General features: G+C 35.1%; 15 protein-coding genes. 6 read left to right on the top strand and 9 right to left on the bottom strand.

The window, feature by feature from the left end; genetic code table 11:
• Nucleotides 1–211: 211 nt before the first annotated feature.
• Complete coding sequence (locus HX004_RS06965; RefSeq protein ID WP_286441637.1) at nucleotides 212–2,290, bottom strand: LTA synthase family protein; 2,079 nt, start codon at nucleotides 2,288–2,290, stop codon at nucleotides 212–214.
• Nucleotides 2,291–2,486: 196 nt separating this feature from the next.
• Between HX004_RS06965 and HX004_RS06960 the strand changes: the two genes are divergently transcribed.
• From HX004_RS06960 to HX004_RS06940, 5 genes are all read left to right on the top strand, one after another.
• Nucleotides 2,487–3,161: a response regulator transcription factor gene (locus HX004_RS06960; protein WP_286441635.1), complete on the top strand. Its 675-nt coding sequence runs from the start codon at nucleotides 2,487–2,489 to the stop codon at nucleotides 3,159–3,161.
• The gene (porY, locus tag HX004_RS06955; protein ID WP_286441634.1) at nucleotides 3,158–4,444 is read left to right on the top strand and encodes a sensor histidine kinase; all 1,287 of its coding nucleotides are present in this window, start codon (nucleotides 3,158–3,160) and stop codon (nucleotides 4,442–4,444) included. The genes HX004_RS06960 and porY overlap by 4 nt, the downstream gene beginning before the upstream one ends.
• Nucleotides 4,445–4,545: 101 nt before the next feature.
• Nucleotides 4,546–5,025 carry an ecotin gene (locus tag HX004_RS06950; RefSeq protein ID WP_286441632.1) on the top strand — a complete coding sequence of 160 codons (480 nt, stop codon included), beginning with the start codon at nucleotides 4,546–4,548 and terminating at the stop codon, nucleotides 5,023–5,025.
• Between the two features lie 396 nt (nucleotides 5,026–5,421).
• Entirely contained in the window at nucleotides 5,422–6,777 is a 1,356-nt protein-coding gene (locus tag HX004_RS06945; protein ID WP_286441630.1) for a sensor histidine kinase, read from the top strand.
• A 67-nt stretch (nucleotides 6,778–6,844) separates the two neighbouring features.
• Nucleotides 6,845–8,830, top strand: coding sequence for a sensor histidine kinase (locus tag HX004_RS06940; protein ID WP_286441629.1), 1,986 nt, complete (start codon nucleotides 6,845–6,847; stop codon nucleotides 8,828–8,830).
• Here HX004_RS06940 and HX004_RS06935 read toward each other — a convergent pair.
• The 5 genes from HX004_RS06935 to HX004_RS06915 all read right to left on the bottom strand — a co-directional run bounded on the left by HX004_RS06935 (nucleotide 8,816) and on the right by HX004_RS06915 (nucleotide 12,621).
• Nucleotides 8,816–9,475: a metallophosphoesterase gene (locus HX004_RS06935; RefSeq protein WP_286441627.1), complete on the bottom strand. Its 660-nt coding sequence runs from the start codon at nucleotides 9,473–9,475 to the stop codon at nucleotides 8,816–8,818. The two genes, HX004_RS06940 and HX004_RS06935, sit on opposite strands and share 15 nt — an antisense overlap.
• A 15-nt stretch (nucleotides 9,476–9,490) precedes the next feature.
• Nucleotides 9,491–9,982 (bottom strand): 3'-5' exonuclease, encoded by a 492-nt coding sequence (locus HX004_RS06930; RefSeq protein WP_286441625.1) that lies wholly within the window; start codon nucleotides 9,980–9,982, stop codon nucleotides 9,491–9,493.
• A 166-nt stretch (nucleotides 9,983–10,148) separates the two neighbouring features.
• Nucleotides 10,149–10,565, bottom strand: a complete 417-nt coding sequence (locus HX004_RS06925; protein ID WP_286441624.1) for a CBS domain-containing protein — start codon at nucleotides 10,563–10,565, stop codon at nucleotides 10,149–10,151.
• A 141-nt stretch (nucleotides 10,566–10,706) separates the two neighbouring features.
• Complete coding sequence (locus HX004_RS06920; RefSeq protein WP_286441623.1) at nucleotides 10,707–11,498, bottom strand: helix-turn-helix domain-containing protein; 792 nt, start codon at nucleotides 11,496–11,498, stop codon at nucleotides 10,707–10,709.
• A gap of 10 nt (nucleotides 11,499–11,508) precedes the next feature.
• Nucleotides 11,509–12,621 (bottom strand): MBL fold metallo-hydrolase, encoded by a 1,113-nt coding sequence (locus HX004_RS06915; protein WP_286441622.1) that lies wholly within the window; start codon nucleotides 12,619–12,621, stop codon nucleotides 11,509–11,511.
• Nucleotides 12,622–12,842: 221 nt separating this feature from the next.
• Here HX004_RS06915 and HX004_RS06910 point away from each other — a divergent pair, with 221 nt between their 5' ends.
• Nucleotides 12,843–13,082, top strand: a complete 240-nt coding sequence (locus tag HX004_RS06910) for a VF530 family protein (RefSeq protein WP_286441619.1) — start codon at nucleotides 12,843–12,845, stop codon at nucleotides 13,080–13,082.
• A gap of 19 nt (nucleotides 13,083–13,101) precedes the next feature.
• Here the strand turns inward: HX004_RS06910 and HX004_RS06905 are convergent, their stop codons facing one another.
• The 3 genes from HX004_RS06905 to HX004_RS06895 all read right to left on the bottom strand — a co-directional run bounded on the left by HX004_RS06905 (nucleotide 13,102) and on the right by HX004_RS06895 (nucleotide 16,453).
• Nucleotides 13,102–13,539: an FKBP-type peptidyl-prolyl cis-trans isomerase gene (locus HX004_RS06905; RefSeq protein WP_286441617.1), complete on the bottom strand. Its 438-nt coding sequence runs from the start codon at nucleotides 13,537–13,539 to the stop codon at nucleotides 13,102–13,104.
• Nucleotides 13,540–13,589: 50 nt separating this feature from the next.
• Complete coding sequence (locus HX004_RS06900) at nucleotides 13,590–15,338, bottom strand: nuclease-related domain-containing DEAD/DEAH box helicase (protein ID WP_286441614.1); 1,749 nt, start codon at nucleotides 15,336–15,338, stop codon at nucleotides 13,590–13,592.
• Between the two features lie 134 nt (nucleotides 15,339–15,472).
• Nucleotides 15,473–16,453, bottom strand: a complete 981-nt coding sequence (locus HX004_RS06895) for a deoxyhypusine synthase family protein (protein WP_286441613.1) — start codon at nucleotides 16,451–16,453, stop codon at nucleotides 15,473–15,475.
• Between the last annotated feature and the right edge of the window lie 14 nt (nucleotides 16,454–16,467).

Here is a 16,467-nt window from a genome sequence, read left to right as displayed (position 1 = left end):
TTCAAGATTTATAAATATTTCTTCTTTTGCTTTTTCGTTTTTTTGCTTTTTTGCTTTTTTGTAAATTTTCGTTTAAAAACGGTCAACCTTATTTAGGGGATGTTCAACATACAACATACAACGTTCACCTCTCTCCTCTTTCCTCTCTCCTCTCTCCTCTTTCCTCTCTCCTCTTTCCTCTTTCCTCTTTCCTCTTTCCTCTTTCCTCTCTCTATTTATCATAACTAGCTACCTGATAATTAGCTACCGCTCTTTTCATCAAATATTCATCCAATTGCGTTTGTTTTTCCATGCGGTATTCCCCATCTTCTTTGAGTGTTACCTTAAACTGTTCCACTTTTCGATTGGGTGATAAGACCGTTAAAATATCGTTTTCTAAATAACCGAGATTCTGATATGTGGCCAAAAAAGCTCGTTCCTGATATGTTTTGTTGTAAATATCTTGTCCAAAAAAACGAGATTCATAAGTGAAATGCAATAATCCCAACAAAGTCGGCATTACGTCGATTTGAGAAACCAGGCGTTTTTCTGCTTTTGGTTGAATAAATCCTGGTGCATAAATCAGAGCTGGAATGCGGTAGCGCTCCAATGGCAAACTAGCTTTTCCGGCACTTGAAGCACAGTGATCTGCCAAAATAACAAAGACTGTATCTTTAAACCACGATTTTGTTTTGGCCTGTTCGATGAATTTTCCGATAGCGTAATCCGTATATTTTACCCCCCCATCTCTCGATTGTGAGTCTCCTGCAATATTAATTTTTCCTTCAGGATAGGTATAAGGTCTGTGGTTACTTACCGTCATAATATGACTAAAAAAAGGTTGCCCTTTAGCACTATTCGCATCAAAGGTTTTTAAAGCTTTCGCAAACATATCTTCATCACATACCCCCCAAATGTTACTAAAGCTAATCTCACTTGGATTTAAAGCACTTTTGTCAATGATTTCATAGTGATTTCCTCCAAAAAAGGTTTTCATATTGTCAAAATAGCTGTCACCACCATATAAATATTGCACTTGATACCCCTGATTTTTCAATACTTTACCCAAAGAAAACAAATCGGCATTATTGTCTTGTTTCACCAAACTTTCTCCTGCACTAGGTGGTCTAGATAACGTTACCGCTTCCAACCCTCTTACGGTGCGATTTCCTACAGCAAACAGATTGTCAAACACTAAGCTTTCTTTTGCCAATTGATCTAAATTAGGCGTAATTTGATCCGTATTTCCATAGCGTTCCATAAACGAAGCACTTAAACTTTCTACTGTAATCAATACAATGTTCTTTTTACTTGTTGATACAGTATCAACAATCGTTTGTATATTCTCCATCCCTTTGCTACTATACATCTCATTTACAATAGCTTGTGCTTGTTTTTCGTCTAGTTTTTCGTAAAAGTGATTGTAGTCTAATCGGCTACTCTTAAACGCTTGATAAAACTTATAACCTCCGTTGGCTTGTAATTCATTATAATACACATTATCTGTCGTTTGAAACTTAGTGGTATAATTCAAAATTCCAATAGAAACTACTACAGCTATACTATAACCTAATAAAGCACTAATTCTTTGTTTCGACTCCATAGGTTGTGCAAAGGCAGATTTAGTACCTCGTACCACCCAATACGTTAGGAGTGTTGCCAAGACTACCACACTGATAAGAATCGTTTTTATAGGATAGGATTCAGCAATATTTCCAACTACTTCATTGGTATAAATGAGATAATCAACGGCAATAAAATTATAGCGCACGCCGAATTCATCCCAGAACAAATACTCTCCAAGGGCAACAAACTGCACTAGGACAACGGCGTAAATAAAAACAATCCCAACATAAATCACATAACTCCATGTGCTTCGAATTGTAGGGATAAAAAGGCGTAAACCAAAACTCAAGGCCTTATAGAAGAAAAAACCTTGGGCAATTGTTGGTACAACGTTACCATACTCGTGAAATATAGTATTAAAGAATAACACATAAAGAAGTAGAGCTACATAACAGCCAAAAATAAAATAGCCCCAAGGTTTTTTATATTTGATATGAGAAACCCCTAAAACTTGTAAACCAATAAACAAACAAAGAATTAAGGTAAGGCTGATATCGTTAATCATTCCCAATACACTCAATTTAAATAAATAAAGTAAATTCAGATCTTCCCGTACCTGAAAAGCCAAAACCATACGAAGTAAAAAACCAATTCCAACTGCAAGTCCAAGAAGGCGTTTGACAGTAAGACCAAGTAAATCAAAACAAGAGGTTGTTGTTTTTTTGATGTGTTTTACTTTATTCATGCGACAATTACTTTTAAATTTAGTTGTACATTTAATTCATTCTATTCGTTAGAATGTATACACAAAAGGAAGAACTCTTTTTGTAGAAAATTTGAATTTTAAAAAAAATTCACTTTTTAAGTAAAAAAAGAAGCGTCTATTAAAATTCAAAATTTCTATAGATTTGCTGGCTACTTTTGTATCAAATTCATTTCTTATGAAGCTATTACTCGTTGAAGATGAGCGTGAATTATCTCACAACATCGTTCAGTTTTTAGAAGCCAACTACCTCTGTGAGCAGGCCTTTACTTTCCATGAAGCCATGGAAAAACTAAAATTATACACCTACGATTGTATTTTATTGGACTTAGGTTTACCTGGTGGAGATGGGCTATTATTGTTGGAGGAAATTAAAAAACTCAAGATTGACAGTTCGATTCTAATTATTTCTGCACGCAATGCTTTAGAGGATAAAATTCAAGGGCTTGAATTAGGTGCGGACGATTATTTAGCTAAACCTTTTGCACTACCTGAATTGAGCATCCGCATTCACGCTCAATTAAGACGTCGATTGTCAACACCCACTAATGAGTTAACCTCAGGTAATGTGACGATTAACTTATTAAGCAAACAAGTAACCATAAATAATATTCCAGTATTGTTAACCAAATCGGAATATGCCTTACTTTTATTTCTGATTGGCAATAAAAAAAGAGTAGTTTCAAAAAATGCAATTGCCGAACACTTATCTGGAGATATGGCAGATATGTTAGACAATCAAAACTTTGTTTACGCTCACATCAAAAATGTAAAAGCAAAGCTACAAGATCATCAATGTGACTGTACAATAAAAACAATTTACGGAATTGGTTATCAATGGATGGAAGAATGAAAAGTTTATTAAGTACCTATCAGCGTTATTTTATATTATACACAGGAATCTTATTGATTGCCTGTGCTCCTTTATTTTACTGGGTGATGGAATTTTGCTATGCAGAAGATTTAGATGAATTAATCGAATATCGCACCCATGATTTCACCCAAAATCAGCTACAAGAACTCACCACCCAAGAAATAGACCTTTGGAATCGATACAATTACGATTTGATGATTGTACCTGATGATGCTTCTATCGTGATAAACAAACCTCAGCTCATTTCTTTTTTCAATCCTGCCGAAGGTTATGAAGTGGGATACCGCACGCTATACACCCCTATTCGCATAGAAGAGCAACCTTATCTCCTACTTTCGAGAATCGCCATGGTTGAACCTGGCGATTTACTCAATACCTTGATTTATGAATATGGGTTAGTTGTGTTGATTTTTTTCTTATCTATTGTATTAATTCAAAAATTCCTAGCTAAGAAACTGTGGTCTCCCTTTTATAAAACCTTAAATCAAATAGAGCACTACAACCTAGAGAAAGGCAATATTCCTACTTTTGAACCCACTCATACACTAGAGTTTAGCCGATTAAACAACAATCTGCAACATTTGATTGAAAATAACCTAACCGTATACAAGCAGCAACGCGTTTTTATTGACAATGCTTCTCATGAGTTGCAAACACCTTTAGCCGTTTTTCGTTCTCAATTGGATTTGCTCTTACAAGATACAGATCTCACTCAAAAACAGATGCACTTGGTACAATCCCTCTATAATGTTTCCTCGCGTTTCAATCGATTAAACAAAAATCTATTGCTTTTAGCTAAAATTGAAAACAATCAATTTCAGCAATTTCAGTGCATTAACCTCGCAGAGTTAGTGTCAACTCAATGGAGCTTTTTTGAAGAATTAGCAGCTGAAAAAGAAATCCAACTGACACAAACACTAGATGCAACAGTCAATGTAAAAGGGATTTATACGCTTATTGAATCACTTTTCAGCAATTTGTTATCTAATGCCATCAAATATTCTACTGCAGGGGGAACTATTCACCTCAAACTCGATACTCAGGGCATTCAATTGTCTAATACAGGAGAAGATGCTTTGGATCCTGAACGCATTTTCTTGCGCTTTAATCGAGCAACAGAAGAGAAAAATGGAACAGGCTTAGGTCTTTCCATTGTACATGAAATTGTTAAATTACACCAATGGACCATACAATACTCTCATACAGCTAACGGTCATTGTTTTACCATTTTATTTAAACAATCGCCTCATATACCTCACTAAAAACACTGCGATTGAAACGATAATCTTTTATTAAAAAATCAAATGATAACCGATAATTCACTACTTTTATCACATTAATTCTTAATAACAAAAAGTTTAGTATGATAAAAGTAATCGGATTATTCATTGTTTTTTTAAGTTTAACTACAGCAAGTATGGCGCAAAAAGTAGATGTATCTGTTTTTCCAAAACCAGAAAAGGGATACAAACAAATGGTCATTGAAGTTCCTCATTCTGCTCAAGACAATAATAAAAAAATTGAATTTAGAGTAGGAAAAATGATGGAAGTAGATGGTTGTAACAACTATGGTTTAATGGGAACTTTAGAGAAAAAAGATCTACAAGGTTGGGGATATGACTACTATGTATTCCAAAGCAAAGGAGATGCATTTTCAACGCAAATGGCATGTCCTGACGCTCCAAAAAGACATCTTTTTGTATCAGGACAACCTGAAACGACACGTTACAATGGAAGAATGCCAATTGTAATTTACGTACCAGAAGGTTTTGAAGTGAAATTTAAAATCTTTACAGCAGATCAAGACGAATACGAAGCACAAGAAATTCGCGTAAAAAAATAAGACTATCTTCAAAAATAGTCCTTGCAAACGGAGTAAAAGACATCTTTTACTCCGTTTTTTTATACTATTTTGCGATTATTTTTTTAACAGCTTTGACAAGCCATGACAACAGTACTAAAAATAAATAGTAGATTTACGCCATGTAACGAATTAACATAAACCCTGTGGGACACAATTGTAATTTAAGTATAATTCCTTACTTTAGGGGTGAATCATCGCAAAGTAAACCAAAGCTACCTATATTTACGTGGCATTTATATTTGGGAATGAACCATACGTTAGTACGCACTGTTTTTGACATAGCCATAACCAACAACAAAAAGCAATTCATCTTTTAATGGAAAGATTGATTGCAACTCATAGCCTAAATATACTGTATACGCAAAAGACTTTTTTATGAAAATTCGCACTCGACTATCGCTCCAATTTTTAGGTCTATTTACCATATTACTTTCTATTGTGCTAATCGCTATCTATTTTGTAGTAGCGAATCATTGGCAGAAGAACTTTTTCAAACAACTAGAGGATCGAGCCTATATTGTTGGTCATAATTATTTGGCAGAAGACAATTTCACCTATGCGGAGTTTCAAGAAGTCTTACGCAAATTTCCTCGTACACTTCCCAAAGAACAAATTCGCATTTACACCCTTGATTTTAATCCAATCTTTATTGAGGAAAATGAATTAAAATGGGACAAAGAAATCCTACAAGCCGTTGTAGACGAAAATAGAGTGTGGTTTAAACAAGGAGATAACTACGTATTTGGTGTTTTATACAAAGACAATTCAGGAGATTATATCATTATGGCGAAAGCCGTGGATCAAACAGGATTAGATGCCTTAAAACAACTGCGTTCTATTATGTTCATCAGCTTGTTAATTGCCTTGTTAATTACATTGCTGCTCTCTCGTTTGTTTGCGGAATCTTTTCTAAAACCGATAAAAAAAATCATTCAACACGTACAATCGAGAAACGTAGATACGTTAGCAGAACCCATTTCTACTACTGAGATGTCTAAAGATGAGATCCGAACGTTGAGTGAAGCGATTAATACCTTATTTGAGCGTTTACATGAGTCCTTTGAGAGTCAAAAAGCTTTTGTGGCTCATGCTTCTCATGAACTAAAAACACCTATTGCTGCAGTATTGGGAACGGCTGAAATTACCTTGACTCAAGAAAGAGCACCACAAGCCTATCAACAAGCTTTACAGTCTATTATACAAGATACAATTTACACCGATCAAATTATTAATAACTTATTGACCTTAGCAAAATTAGATCAGGTTAACTGTGATTTATCTCCATTGGATTTTGAAACCTTCTGGTGGCAAACAATTGACAATTTAATGTTGCATCACAAAGAGTTAAAATTGAATTTTGTGGTGCAGACAACAGAAGAACTTCACAAGTTACACCTCAAAGGCAACCAACAACTTTTGAGTCTTGCCCTATCTAATATTATTTTAAATGCGGATAAATTCTCCTTCAATCAGACCGTTGACTTAATTATAGATAGTACAGATACAGCAATCATTATTCAAATTAAGGATTATGGAATTGGCATTAAAACGGATGATATGGAAAAATTAACCTTACCTTTTTATCGTTCATCGAACGCACTTCCTATCCAAGGAACAGGATTAGGTTTATCTCTAGCATTTAAAATCATTAAGATACACAACGGTCAATTAACCATCGACTCTCAACTAGATAAATACACCATAGTCACGATACAATTACCTAAAAACTAACCAACAACAAACACTTTTCATGTTTCTTCCCCTTTCCCAATCTTTTAAATCTATTGCATTTGTTTTTATGGCTTTACTTTTATTGTCAAGCTGTAATTACAAACAATCCAAACACCAAGTAGATCTAGACAACTTATATGCGATTAAACGAACTCCAGCAGAGAAAGACAGTATCTTCAAAAAATATGAAGTTGATGTAATTAAAATCAAAAGTCTAGCCAACACCATTGAACAACAACCCTATATTGACAGTGTACTTAATAGTTTGCGTTATTCTGGTCATAAAGAGGCTTTTTTTGCGCTTACAGCCATCGCTGAACGCGATGCAAAAAAACAGCACGACTATAATCGATTGGCTCAAATTTATGAGAAAAAAGCTGCTTTTTATCACGATAACCAACAATTAGATAGTGTTTATCAATACTATTTAAAAGCAGAGTCGTTATACAAAAAAACAGCAGATAGTTTAGCCTTAGCTGAGAATACATTCTATCAAGCCCGTCTATTGTATGAAGTTGGTTTTGAAAAAGAATCCGAAGCTAGATTGTACAAAGCACTTAAAATCCTTCAAAAGTATCCAAATAGTCCGATTCTCATTGAAGCCAATCAATTAAAGTCATTTTACTACCTCTACTATTACGAACTTGATAACGCGACACAAATCTTGTTAGAGACCTATAACATGCTCAAAGAAGATGAAGGTGTTTATCAAATTTTACCTGTTGATACCTACAATTTAGCTATGGCTAATCTATTAGGAAATATTGCCATGAATTATCAAGAGTCAAAAGAATATAAACAAGCCGAAAAATACGCATTAAATGCCTTAGCTTATTATCAAAAGGCGCCGACATCCATACAAGTTTATGCCCATTTAAATAGTACGTATCACATGGCGTTGTATTCGCAAAAACAAGATAGTGATATCATTAAACGTTTGACGGAGTCTTATGAAATCTACGAGAAACTCAATCATCCATTTTATGCAGTTGATATGTCAATGTTAATTTCCAATTTTTATTTAGAGCAAAACAAAAAAGAGCAATCTCTGGCTTGGTTGGAGAAGGCTTATATTGCAGCAGATACCCATAACTTTTACAGGTATAAAAAGGAAATTATCGAAGAGATTTTAACCCAACACAAAGATGCACAAACCTCATATTTAGTCAAAGAACTCATTGATGTTAACTACCTAATCGAATCAAAACAAAAAGAGACCTTAGAGAGTTTTGCTAAAATTGAGTATAATACATTAATTCTTGAACAAGAAAACGAAACCCTCAAACAGCGCATCTATTTTGTCTATTTAGGGGCATTTATTGTTATTGGTACATTGATTTTTATTTTGATTATCATTCGAATGAGAAATAAGAACAAGGATTTAAAACACGTCAACAGCCAAAAATCAAAGAATGAACAAATTATGAATTTGTTAATTGAAAATAATACCATAGAAAATGTAACCATCCTAAAAGAGCGCAATCGCATTGCCAAAGATTTACACGATGGGATTATCAATAGTATTTTTACGTTGAGATTCAACACACAGTTGTTAGAAATTCCCAACAAAACTTTGAAAAATATGTTGGTAGACGAATTAGTTCATCTAGAAAATAAAGTACGCGATATTTCGCACTCATTTTCCCAGCAAAATATCTTTCAGAACAAGTCATTTGAGAATTTATTGACAGAATTAGTTCAAAAACAAACCAACAAAATCAAAACAGTATTTTCTATTGTTTACGAACCTAACCTTTGCTTAGAACATTTGAGCACGGTACAAAAAGTCAACATTTATCAGATTATTCAAGAAGCTTTCCAAAACGTAAATAAACACGCCAATGCAGCGGCATGCCAACTTAAAATTGCAATGGAAGACCATACAATTGTACTGAGTATCAAGGACAATGGAAAGGGAATTAAATATAGTACCCAACGCGGGATCGGATTGGAGAATATGAAAGAAAGAGCGCAGCTCATCGGAGCACAATTAAAAATAAAATCCGATTCTGGCAAAGGAACCTCCGTTTTTCTATACCTAACGAATGTCTAGATTACAATCTCTTTGATCCGTTTTTATTGTAATAGGATTTTGTACTTGAGCTTCTGCTTCAATACGCAATCCCGTCAAGCCAAAACCATAATAGGCCCCTGTATCAATATTCCAAGAATTAGATATAGGGGTATATTGGGCTTGATTCATACGCAAAGGTGTATGCCCATGGATTTGCAGTAGACCAATATTCGCTAGAGGTTTTCTATTCCACAATACACTATCGTCATGTTCTTCCAGAAAAGGGTTTTCTGTTTCCGTAATTCCAGCATGGGTAACAATAAAATGAGGGGTTTCAAACTTTAGGGGCAACGCTTGTAACCACTTGATGTAATCTTTCGTTTGCAGTTGATTTTCCTCAAAATTTAGCAGCGTTAAATCACCTCCTTGGCTGGTCCAATTATCGTTGTGACCTTCTATAACATATTGAATAAGTTCAGCTTCGTGATTCCCTTTGAGTACAACTACATTGTCGTGGGTTGCAGTTAATTCCATGCATATTTTCAAAACACGGGCACTGTAATTTCCACGATCAATCAAATCTCCAACGAGGATTAGCGTTTCTTCTTCCCTATTCCAATGCGTTAACAATTGACAAAAGGTATAGTAACAGCCGTGAATATCACCTATAATAAAATAATTCATTTCTCTTTTATGCTTCTAAAATACGTGTAAGGCAATATGTGCACAAGCTTCTGCATCGGCCAAAGCATGATGGTGATTATCTAGTTTAAACCCCAAATATTCAGATACCGTATTGAGCTTGTGATTCGGTAATGTAGGAAATACACTTTTCGATTTTCGAAACGTACAGTAAAATGGATTTTGATGAATGGGTAGATTATAGCTCGCCAATACCGCCTTCAAACAACTTTGGTCAAAAGCACTATTATGTGCCACTAAAGGCAAGTCTTTGATGCGCGTTAGCAAATATTCCCATATTTCGGGAAATTCCTCAGCTTGAGCCGTATCCCGTTGCGTCAATCCGTGAACTTGCGTATTCCAATAACTATAAAAGTTGGGAACTGGTTTAATTAATTCATAATACTTATCGACAATTTGTCTGTTTTCAACAAATACCAATCCAATACTACATACACTACTTCTATGTTGATTGGCTGTCTCAAAATCTAAAGCAACAAAAGAATTCATTTTCAATTCACTTGGGTTAGCTACAAAGGTAGGACTTTTGTTTTTTACTTTTTTGCTTTTTTGGGGGATGTGATTATGGGTTTTGAGGCATAAAAGCACAATTTACAATACAAAAAACCTTCTACTCCAAAGAATAGAAGGTTAAAAAGCAAATCTCATGTATTTTTTAATACTGAGCGATTAAATAATTAATGAGGTCTGTGGTTGTAACAATTCCCACCAAGGCCTTATTTTTGCCTACCACGGGTAATGAGTGGAATTGTTGTTCAACCAATAATTCGGCTACTTCTTTTATCGTTATATCCTCTTGTACTACAACGGGATCAACCGTCATAATATCCTCTAATTTATAGGAGTCATAGATTGCATGAATTGCCTCTACGTCCATATTTGCAGTGCTATATCCTATTTTTAAAATATCATTACTCGAGATAATGCCCACCAATTGCTCCCCTTCCACTACGGGAATATGCCTGATGTTATAATCGGTAAATAATTGATTGACTTCACTGATTTTCTTTGTAGTTGGTACTGCGATTAATACCTTAGTCATAATTTGCGAAATGGGTACTCTTTGTTTCATAGTGTTTTTATTTTCTAACATAAAGTTCTCCCTTTTTTAACTTCAAAAAACTGATTTTTCACAGCCTTTTTCTTCTTTTTTCTTCGTATCTTACTATGATTTACTTCTAAAAATCAACCTCTTACTATTTAGAAGTCTTTGTTATAAAGTAGATGGATTGATACCAAATTTCTGTTTGAATGCATGAGAAAAATGAGCTAATGTTTCAAATCCCACTTCCAAATAGACCTCTTTTACCTTCATATTTTTTTGTTCGAGTAAGTAATACGCTTCATCTAGCCTTTTACTCACCAACCACTTGCTTGGCGAATTATGGAATATTTTTTCAAAATCTCGTTTAAATGAGGCCAGACTTCTTCCTGTCAAAAAAGCAAAATCGGCCAGCGGAATATTGAATCGAAAATGCGTATTCATATAGCTTTCTAAATCTACTTTTCCCGGCTGAGCAAAATCAAAAAAAATAGGTAGTAAACTTGCATTATGACGATAAAGTAAGTGAATCAATTCTTTCTTTTTGAGCGTAATAAGCTGTTGATTATCCACCTGATAGTGAAACCAATTGCGAACTGTTGTAAAGTAATCTGTCAGTAACTCATCTGGTTCTAATCGCAAGAGATTGGGCATACTTTTCTTTTCAAGCTTTAGGTCGACCGTACGGGCAAATTCTTGTAATAATACCTCATCTAACACAACAGAAATTGCCTGAAAAGCCTCTTCTTTATAAGGATATTTAACAAATCGAATCAAGGCATTTTTGCGATACACAATCATATCCCCTTTTCTATAGAAGTACTTGGTTTTTCCATCAAAAGCCTCTAATTCACCAGATATAATAAAAGAAACACCATATTCTTTCATTACTTGTTCTCCTGCTTTTTTACTCTTGGTATAACAAGCAAGATGAATACCAAATAAATCCACCGATTCTATCATATGTACATTATTATTTCCACCAATACGTAGGTAAAGTTTGCATCTGATCTAAATTTACACATTCTCCAATTAGAGGCGTAATGATAGGCATATTTTGTTGTATGCTCTCTTGTGCAATTCGCTCTAAAGGTTCATTCCAAGCGTGATTAGCCAAAACAAACTTAGCCGAATGCACCGGAAATAAAACACGTGTTTGTAAGTCTTTTGCTGCTTGCACCACTTCCTCTGGCATCATGTGAATGTATTTCCAACTCAGGTCGTATTGACCATTTTCTAAGATAGCTAAATCAAAAGGTCCAAAACGATCTCCTATTGCTTTGAAATGTGTATCATATCCACTATCTCCCCCTAAATATAGTTTTTTACTTGGCGTTTCCAAGACAAATGAGGTCCATAGTGTATTAGCTGAAAAAATGCTTCTTCCAGAGAAATGACGAGCAGGTGTTAAAGTTAATCGAAACCCATCTGCTAAGGGAAATTCATCCCACCAATCCCCTTCTGCAATCTGTTCAGCCGCATAGCCCCAATAAGCTAAATGTTCTCCTACTCCTAGTCCGCAAATTACTTGTTTTACCTTGGGTTGTAATGCCTTTAACGTTTGATAATCCATGTGATCATAGTGATCGTGAGAGATAAGGAGTAAATCAATAGGAGGTAAATCCTCCACAACCACAATATCTGTCCCTGCAAAAGATTTCGTTCCTCCAGGTATAGGAGAGGCACTACCGCTAAAAACGGGATCTACTAAAATGTATTTCCCCTCTATTTTCAGCAAATACGAAGAATGTCCAAACCAAATCAATTGCGATTGATTTTCTTGTACTTCCTGCCAATTAATAGCCTTTGAAGCAACTTTTCCTGGTGGTTTACTCTTGTTAGATTTCGCAAATAGATAATCGTACAACGCTGTTGTAAAAGACTGGGTGAGTTGCGGGGTATGATTCTGATTTTGAAATTTGCCATCTCTGTAATTGGGCGATTTCTTGATTCTTTCTAAACGCTCTCCTGATGGACGTTTACCAAATTTTGGATGCATCATATACACTGTGGTCATTGCGATTAAACCTATGAAAATACCTCCGATTATTCTACTGTATTTTCTCTTTTTTGTTCTGGTTTTCATCTGAATTAAATTTAATCAAAAATAAAAGAAACCACAATAATCTATTTTCGTAAAAAGCTCAAAATTAGTTACGTGTAAAGCTCATTAATGAATCTGTTAATGGATAGCGGGTATCCGTTAGCAGTTTATTTTTCTAGAGAAAGAGCATTTATTCTATTAAAGAACGTTCACAATACCTCATCGTCCCAACAAAAAACATATCTTTGCTCAAAACAAGATCAATGCAAACGTCTAAAGATCCATTACACGGTAAAAAATTAGCAGAAATAGTAGAAGAATTAGTCGACTATTACCAAGGCTTTGAAGGCCTTGGAAAGCAAATCAATATACGCTGTTTTACGCATGATCCAAGTATCAACTCTTCCCTAAAATTTTTGAGAAAAACACCATGGGCAAGAGAAAAAACGGAAAGTTTATATCTTTATGTACTTCGTCAAAAAGCAAAAAAAGACAAGGAATAAAACAGGTTGCTCCGTTGAATTATGGTGCAATCGCCATTAATTCAACTTCAAATTGCAACGTACTATAAGGTCCAATTTCCTTACTAATATGCTCTTCTTTATAGGCATATTCAGGCGGTGTAACCATAATAAATTTGGTGCCCATTGGCAGTAAAGGCACGACCTCTTGATACGCTTTGATTAACTTTTTGATTTTGAATGTACTCGGAGTACCCCGTTGTATTGAGCTATCGAACACTTCGCCTTTTACATTTGTTCCTGTATAATGACAAACAATAGCATCTTCTACTGTAGCTCTCTCCCCTTCTCCTAAGGTGAGAATTTCATAACTTATACCCGAAGGCAATACCACAACATTTGCTCTTTGAGAAAATTGCGCTAAAAAAATAGCTCCCTCTTCTTTATTAGTTTGTTCTAATAGTTCTCGTTTCTTTTTTAAAAGTTCAGCTACACTCATACATAACGGCATTACAGTTGAATACAAAAATACTTATTTCTGTGGAAAAACTATTCCTCTTCGCGCTCTTGATAGGTGTGCAATTGCCAAATATTTAAATTATCAATAGCTCTCGTACATCCAACGTACCATTCAAAAGGAGTAAACTGATCGGGTTTATCTACGATAAGAATAACATTTTTACGTTCTAATCCTTTATATTTCAATGCAGTTGTAAACTGTAACTTCGTGGGTGCTAACGTTAGATTGGCTGGAGTTAATTCCTCCATCTGCAATTCTTCAATCAAATCTGCCACATTATTTCGTCTTTGCCAAACTTTACTTTGTACCAAGACAATTACATCTTCCGCCTCTAAAGAAGATTGAGGGTCATTAATACTGTCAATTACTGCTTTCATCGCTTGCTTTAGCACTTCTACTTCATCAAAAGAACGCAGTTCAATCTCATCGTATTCCGCTTGATGATTCGTTATTTCTTCCCATTCTTCAGGAGATTCCTGAATATGCTCCGCAATCTGACGAATTTGTGATTTTTGAGCACTTCGCCTTATTTTATGTAATTTGAAATGCGTAAAATAATCTTTGAGAAAATAAGCATATTCGGTTACATCGCGACCAAAAAGCGAAAAACTCTGATCCAAATCGTATAATAACATGACATTTCCTTGCGTTAATCCTTGTCCATCGCCACAGAGTTTATCAAGTAACAGTGCCAAATTTCGATCAAATAAATCTTGAGCTTCATCCACAATCATATAATCGTAATCAGGTAATTGGTCGTTTTCTTCCAAATAGGTCAACGTTTCTTGTACTAATTTAGCACATGTTCTAGGTTTCAAATAGTACACTTCCTTTTCACTACATTGAGGGTGATATTTTGCAATAAATTGCTTAAACGTAATACAATCAATACGCACGTTTCTTTCTTCAAATCGCTGTTGATTATATGCACAAAGCAAAGCATTCCAACAGAGGTAGATTCCCTCTCGTTCTACTTGCATTTCCGCATACGCCATAGCCATCGTTGTTTTTCCTGTTCCTGGTGATCCTTCAATCATCAAACGAGGGTTTTCAGCTAAAGAGTATAAATAATCTAAGTTTCGCTCTTTGAGCCATTGAAAAGAGTTTCTAGAAGCGAATACATTTGTATCTTGCACTTTGGGACTGAAGGTGTTCACGATATAATTCAAATCACTTTTCTTCAGTTTCTTAAAGGTAATCGGGTGAACACTTTCTAGCTTTTCTTTGGTATACTTGTAAATATGCAAGAGAAAATGCTCTATATTCTCATAGTCATTTTTGCGTGTATAATCACTGTAAATCAAATTCTTATCATAGATGGTGCTATCAATGGCTATTTTGGTCGTTGGAAAAGCTACGGCTTCACAAAATTGCACCTGTTTAAAGTTTGGAAAAACTTTATTCATCAAAGTGTATTTGTAACCTTTAACTTGTTCAAATGGATTCTGAGGGAGCCATTTGGTATGGTCTCCGTCTTTAAAACAAAAACGTCCTTGATCAATAAAAACGTTTCCTCCTTTAACTTCTAATACAATAATCCCAAAACGAGAGACAATGATAAAGTCGAGTTCAGCATCGGCCTTGGCTCGTTGAATTCTCGTATTATCGTGAAAGGGTAATCTTAGGCTATACCACACATACCAATCATGTTCACTTTGACTGAGTGATTCTACCAAGTCTCCATAAATTAAAAATTCCCCATAGGGTACTTTATTGCCATTGATGATTAGTTGTTCGAGTTCATCAAGTGGGTATTCGGGATAAATTTTTAATGCCATGTTGGTGTATCCTTTAGCGTACAAAACTAATTTAGGCTTTTTTCATCAATCCTACTACATCGCCCATTAAAAATAAACCGATATAAAAAACCAGTAGTTCGACAACACGAGCAAACTACTGGCAAAGAATTAAACTATTTACCTAAGATCCAAGCAAATATAAGTGGGGCTACAATAGTAGCATCTGATTCAATAACATAACTTGGTGTATCTACATCGAGTTTTCCCCATGTTATTTTCTCATTTGGAATACATCCAGAATACGAACCATACGAAGTAGTAGAATCCGTAATTTGACAGTAATATCTCCATTTCAGTACTTCGTTTTTCTCTAAATCTTGTACGAGCATTGGCGCAACACACATAGAAAAATCTCCTGCAATTCCCCCTCCGATTTGGAAGAATCCGATTCCTTGGTCTACTGCATTTTTTTCGTAGAAATCAGCCAACCAAACCATGTATTCAATACCGCTTTTTACCGTTGACGCTTGTAATTCTCCTTTGATTATATAAGAAGCGAAAATATTTCCCATCGTTGAATCTTCCCATCCCGGAACAACAATAGGCAAATTGCGTTCTGCAGCAGCCAACATCCACGAGTTCTTTGGATCAATTTCATAATCTTGTTCCAACACACCGCTCAACAACAACTTATACATATATTCATGTGGAAAATAGCGCTCTCCTTGCGCTTGAGCATCTTTCCATATTTTTTCAATGTGATGTTGAATCTTGCGAAAAGCCTCTTCTTCTGGAATACAAGTATCTGTTACGCGGTTGTATTTATTTTCCAACAAATCCAATTCATCCTGTGGCGTTAAATCGCGATAATTGGGTATTCGCTTATATTGTGAATGAGCCACCAAATTCATGATATCCTCCTCTAAATTGGCCCCTGTACAACTGATAATATCTACTTTTCCTTGGCGAATCATCTCGGCTAAAGAAATACCTAGTTCAGCCGTACTCATAGCACCTGCCAAAGAAATAAGCATCTTTCCTCCGGCTGCAAGATGTGCCTCATACCCTTTGGCTGCATCTATAGTTGAAGCAGCATTAAAATGTAAAAAATTACTAGCTAAAAATTGTGAAACGGGTCCTTTGTTCTGTTCCATTTTACGTTTTTATA

The organism is Myroides sp. 1354 (genome assembly GCF_030324495.1).
GTDB lineage: Bacteria > Bacteroidota > Bacteroidia > Flavobacteriales > Flavobacteriaceae > Flavobacterium.
Note: the sequence above shows the minus strand (reverse complement) of the source record. Positions and strands in the feature narration are given on the sequence as shown.

Coding starts and splice junctions, on each gene's coding strand:
- HX004_RS06965 (WP_286441637.1), bottom strand. CDS start 2,290: ATGAATAAAGTAAAACACATCAAAAAAACAACAACCTCTTGTTTTGAT.
- HX004_RS06960 (WP_286441635.1), top strand. CDS start 2,487: ATGAAGCTATTACTCGTTGAAGATGAGCGTGAATTATCTCACAACATC.
- porY (WP_286441634.1), top strand. CDS start 3,158: ATGAAAAGTTTATTAAGTACCTATCAGCGTTATTTTATATTATACACA.
- HX004_RS06950 (WP_286441632.1), top strand. CDS start 4,546: ATGATAAAAGTAATCGGATTATTCATTGTTTTTTTAAGTTTAACTACA.
- HX004_RS06945 (WP_286441630.1), top strand. CDS start 5,422: ATGAAAATTCGCACTCGACTATCGCTCCAATTTTTAGGTCTATTTACC.
- HX004_RS06940 (WP_286441629.1), top strand. CDS start 6,845: ATGGCTTTACTTTTATTGTCAAGCTGTAATTACAAACAATCCAAACAC.
- HX004_RS06935 (WP_286441627.1), bottom strand. CDS start 9,475: ATGAATTATTTTATTATAGGTGATATTCACGGCTGTTACTATACCTTT.
- HX004_RS06930 (WP_286441625.1), bottom strand. CDS start 9,982: ATGAATTCTTTTGTTGCTTTAGATTTTGAGACAGCCAATCAACATAGA.
- HX004_RS06925 (WP_286441624.1), bottom strand. CDS start 10,565: ATGAAACAAAGAGTACCCATTTCGCAAATTATGACTAAGGTATTAATC.
- HX004_RS06920 (WP_286441623.1), bottom strand. CDS start 11,498: ATGATAGAATCGGTGGATTTATTTGGTATTCATCTTGCTTGTTATACC.
- HX004_RS06915 (WP_286441622.1), bottom strand. CDS start 12,621: ATGAAAACCAGAACAAAAAAGAGAAAATACAGTAGAATAATCGGAGGT.
- HX004_RS06910 (WP_286441619.1), top strand. CDS start 12,843: ATGCAAACGTCTAAAGATCCATTACACGGTAAAAAATTAGCAGAAATA.
- HX004_RS06905 (WP_286441617.1), bottom strand. CDS start 13,539: ATGAGTGTAGCTGAACTTTTAAAAAAGAAACGAGAACTATTAGAACAA.
- HX004_RS06900 (WP_286441614.1), bottom strand. CDS start 15,338: ATGGCATTAAAAATTTATCCCGAATACCCACTTGATGAACTCGAACAA.
- HX004_RS06895 (WP_286441613.1), bottom strand. CDS start 16,453: ATGGAACAGAACAAAGGACCCGTTTCACAATTTTTAGCTAGTAATTTT.